Source organism: Hyphomonas sp. (assembly GCF_040882205.1).
Taxonomy (GTDB): Bacteria; Pseudomonadota; Alphaproteobacteria; order Caulobacterales; family Hyphomonadaceae; genus Hyphomonas.
In genome coordinates this window covers 1-4,009 of record NZ_JBBEBT010000174.1, presented here as the reverse complement: position 1 = coordinate 4,009, position 4,009 = coordinate 1, and the positions used below count along the sequence as shown (strand labels likewise).

5 protein-coding genes and 1 rRNA gene are annotated in these 4,009 nt (G+C 62.5%); 4 read left to right on the top strand and 2 right to left on the bottom strand.

Features of this window, described 5'->3' with window-relative positions:
• Positions 1-532, bottom strand: a 532-nt coding sequence (locus WEA77_RS07060) for a PAS domain-containing protein (RefSeq protein WP_368067165.1), incomplete at its 3' end; no start/stop codon positions are given.
• A gap of 494 nt (positions 533-1,026) precedes the next feature.
• Here WEA77_RS07060 and WEA77_RS07055 point away from each other — a divergent pair.
• On the top strand, positions 1,027-1,233 hold the full coding sequence (locus WEA77_RS07055) for a hypothetical protein (protein ID WP_368067164.1): 207 nt from the start codon (positions 1,027-1,029) through the stop codon (positions 1,231-1,233).
• Between the two features lie 57 nt (positions 1,234-1,290).
• On the opposite strand, the gene WEA77_RS07050 is transcribed toward WEA77_RS07055, so the two are convergent.
• The gene (locus tag WEA77_RS07050; protein WP_368067163.1) at positions 1,291-1,743 is read right to left on the bottom strand and encodes a DUF4345 family protein; all 453 of its coding nucleotides are present in this window, start codon (positions 1,741-1,743) and stop codon (positions 1,291-1,293) included.
• A 45-nt stretch (positions 1,744-1,788) separates the two neighbouring features.
• Here WEA77_RS07050 and WEA77_RS07045 point away from each other — a divergent pair, with 45 nt between their 5' ends.
• The 3 genes from WEA77_RS07045 to WEA77_RS07035 form a co-directional block, all read left to right on the top strand.
• Positions 1,789-2,493 (top strand): rhomboid family intramembrane serine protease, encoded by a 705-nt coding sequence (locus WEA77_RS07045; RefSeq protein ID WP_368067162.1) that lies wholly within the window; start codon positions 1,789-1,791, stop codon positions 2,491-2,493.
• 128 nt (positions 2,494-2,621) lie between these two features.
• Positions 2,622-3,056: a CBS domain-containing protein gene (locus tag WEA77_RS07040; protein WP_368067161.1), complete on the top strand. Its 435-nt coding sequence runs from the start codon at positions 2,622-2,624 to the stop codon at positions 3,054-3,056.
• Between the two features lie 633 nt (positions 3,057-3,689).
• Positions 3,690-4,009: ribosomal RNA gene (locus WEA77_RS07035) — 16S ribosomal RNA — on the top strand; the annotation flags it as partial.

Sequence of the window (4,009 nt, the reverse complement as noted above, 5' to 3'; positions counted from 1 at the left end):
GCCTCAACTGCGCGCCGCAACGGCGCGTGTCCGGCGGCGCGAGCATCAAGATCCGGTGGCGGAACACCTGTTTGGTGGTCACGACCGGCTCGTGCTCAAGCGTCTGGTAGAGGCCCAGCATTCGCTGGCGCGGTGAGCGCCCGCTCTCCTGGCTGAGCGGCATCAGGGAGATTTCAAGTTCGACGCGTTCACCGTTGAGTGTCTCGCCGCGGCCGCGCACCACGCCGGGGGCGCCGTCAAAGCGGATCGCTTCGAGGAAGGCGCCCATCATGGTGCGGTCGGGTCCGGTCCACAGGTCCAGGTAATTGTGGTTGACGAGGTTGCGGCCGACGAGCGCGTTGAGGATTCCGCCGGACGTCCGCACGAGCCAGGAATGGTCCTCGCGCAACTCGATCATGAAGATTCGGTCGACAAGGCCGGCATGGTCGCTGACATCCGGGCCGCTCATGCCATGGCCTTGCGGGTCGCCCTGCATGCGGCGCCAGGCGTCCAGCAGGATGCGCGTGTTGGGGTGGAGCGACCGGTCGATCATGGGTGGGTGTGCTCCGGATAACATCTGTGCGGTCCCGTCACGGGATCTCTTCGAAGCTGCCAATCGCAATATCTGTTCCAGATCGCGGCTCACCGGGAATGGGAAACTCTCGCCTCGAAAGACATGCGGATTCTCCCTCGGGCGCCTGTGCCTGGTGCCGGGGGCGTCCTGAAAGGCGAGTAAGAGAGAGACCTGCGCAATGGCGCGTTCCAAGGCGGAACACCCGAAGCGGGTGTTGGCTGGCGGCAACAGTCCAGCGCCTGCGGCCTGGAAAGCGCCTTCGATTGCCAGACACGCTGCGATTGCCAGACACGCTGCGATTGCCAGACACGCTGCGATTGCCGGACACGCTGCGATTGAAGAGGAGGGCGGGCTTGCGCTCGCCAAGCGCTGCCGATTATCCCCTCACAAAATATACGAAGATTGGGAATCGCCTTGCGAACAACCGGTCTCGATACCCCGTCTGCCCCGAACTCCCGGGAAGGAAACTCCGAGTGCATTATTTCAGTTCCAACAAGGCCCGCTTCGGCCGGCTGAAAGCGGTTCTTTGCCTTGGTGGCGGCGTCACGGCATGGGTGTGCAACCTGGCCGGCGAAGCTTTTATCACGGCGGCCTTCCCGGCCGCGGCTCAGGCCGGTGCGATCCCTGGCTACCCGAACCCGCCGGGCACCTTCGGCGTGACGGTGCGCAGGTCATTCTGACGCTGCGAAGACTGCAATAGACGCACGCCCCGCCGGAAACGGCGGGGCTTTTTCGTTTCAGGCGCGGTATGCAGCCCGCAGGGCGAGGGCGGAGAGCACGAGGCTGACCGCTTCGAAGGCAATGAAGGCCGCGAAGTCCGGCGTCGGCGGCGGGCCGAGGGTCAATGCGGCGGCGCGGGCAAAGACATAGCCGCCCATGTAGACCACCAGGAACCAAAGGGCGGGGATCCGCAGGCCGGCCCGTACTGCGCCGGCGGCGCAAAGGAGCCCGGCTGCGAGGCTGACGCCGCCGTAGATGCCACGCAGTTCGTAGGCGCCGTTGGGGCCGCTGACCTCCACGCCCAGACCCGCAGCCATCTGCAGGGGGCTGAGCAAGGCGTAGAGCCCGAAGGCGGCGAACATGAGCGCCATCAGCGCGAGGAAGATCCGGATCAGCATGGGGCGAGAGCTAGCGCCGGGACGGCGGCGGGCAATGGCCGGGGCGGGGATACGCAGCGGGGCGCGTGTCACTATATAGATCCAAGAAGGCGCCCCTGCGCCGCCAGCGGAGCCGACATGACGACCCCGACCCGACAACCGCCGATCATCAATGCCCCCTGGCCCGTCGCGATCTTCGCCGTCGTCCTGGTCGCGGCCCATCTGGTGCGCATCCTCCTGCCTGACGCATGGCAGAACGTGGCCTTCTTCTACGGCGCCCTGTTCCCGGAGCGATTCTGGTCGTCGGCTGAGGCGCCATCTTTGTCGGGGTTGCCTGCGTATTCCGGCGTGCTGGAGGCGTTCCTGCCCTTGATTGCGAGCGCATTCCTGCACGGGGACTGGATGCATGTGATCCTGAATGCGGCATTTCTCGTGGCGCTGGCCAAGCCGCTGCTCGAGCTCTTCCGCCGGGTCTGGCCGGGCCGCGAACCGGGGGCGTCCGGGCTATTGCTGGCCCTCTTCCTGTTCGCGCAGCTTACCTCGAGCCTCGTTTATCTTGCCGCAAATTATCCCGGCGGGGGCGCTGCTGTGGGCGCCTCGGGGGGAATCAGCGGGCTGCTGGCGGCGGTTCTGCTGCTGCGCGAAGGGCCGGACCGCTGGCTGCTGAGCCGCCGGTTCCTTGGGACGAGCGCGTTGTTTGTCGTGGCCAACGCCCTGTTTGCGGTGATCGGCCCGAGCCTGCTTGGCGCCGGCATCGCCTGGCAGGCGCATGTCGGCGGCTATATCGGCGGAGCTCTCTTCATGCGGGGTGTGCTCTGGCAGATGCAGGCCGGACCAGCCTGAACCGCCCGGTCAGTGGGGATGCCCCCCCCCGCCAAAGAGCGGGTCGATTCGGGGGTAGGGGTGTGTTATCCTGCCGCAGGCGCCAGTCTCACAGAGCTTCCGCGCCCGCGGGACGGGAGGCCCGGCTGATGATTGTTGAGCAGATCCTGAACGACAAAGGCCGTGAAGTCGTCACGCTGAAGGCCAGCATTACCCTCAAAGACGCGGCCATGCTTATGGACGACAAGAAAATCGGCGCGGTGGTGGCCCTCGATGACGACGACCGGATCGTCGGCGTCCTGTCAGAACGCGATATCGTCCGCCAGTTTGCCCGCCATGGCGCGGCGGCGCTGGAGATGCAGGTGGGGAGCGCGATGACCCGCGCCGTCGTCACGGTACATTCCACGACCGCTATCGATGAAGCGCTGCAGACCATGACAGACCGGCGGATCCGGCACCTGCCGGTTGTCCACAATGACCGACTGGCCGGCTTCGTGTCGATTGGCGATCTCGTGAAATGGAAGATCGCGGAGACGGAGGCCGAAGCGAAGGCCATGAAATCATATCTTTCCGCGCAATTCTGAGCTGCAAGGCCAAGAAAAAGCACTGAACCTGTGTAATTCACGCAATAAGCCCTTGCGGCCTGGAGCCCGGGGGGCTAATCTGCGCTCTTCGCTGAACCGGCCTTTGGGCGGGCGACGTGATGGCCCCCAGATGGTCGCTTCTTGAAAGAAAAGGGCTTGCCCTTTCCCCCGAACAGCGGCTATATGTGCGGTTCCTCTGAACGCCTGATTTTTTGGGCCGAGACAATCGGTCTAAGACTTCTGTTCGCTCTGAACGTGGCAGGCCTTGTGGTTAATCCACTGATCTGCAGAAGAGCGCAAAAAGGGTGTTGACGAGAAAAAGCTCGGCTGTATAAGCCGCCACTTCGCCGGGACCCGAGGGTCTTGGCAACGACCTTCGGAAGCTTCTGTTTCCAGCTGTTTGACATTGTAAGAGATAGGAAGAGAAACGCAGGCGGCGTGACGGCTTGCGGACATCGCGAGATGTCCAATACGATCACGACGAATGTGTTTCTTGAGAGAATTCTTTTTTCCATCGATCAGGTTTCGGCCTGGTCTTTGCTAAAAGGGTTTCTCGTCAAAGAACGCAATACTTATGCTTAACAGCAATAGTAGCCGTCCATATTCCAATGGACGGATCGTCAGATCAACACTCAACTTGAGAGTTTGATTCTGGCTCAGAACGAACGCTGGCGGCAGGCTTAACACATGCAAGTCGAACGATATAGTGGCAGACGGGTGAGTAACGCGTGGGAACGTACCTTTCACTACGGAATAGCTCCGGGAAACTGGTGGTAATACCGTATACGCCCTTAGGGGGAAAGATTTATCGGTGAAAGATCGGCCCGCGTTGGATTAGCTAGTTGGTGAGGTAATGGCTCACAAAGGCGACGATCCATAGCTGGTCTGAGAGGATGATCAGCCACATTGGGACTGAGACACGGCCCAAACTCCTACGGGAGGCAGCAGTGGGG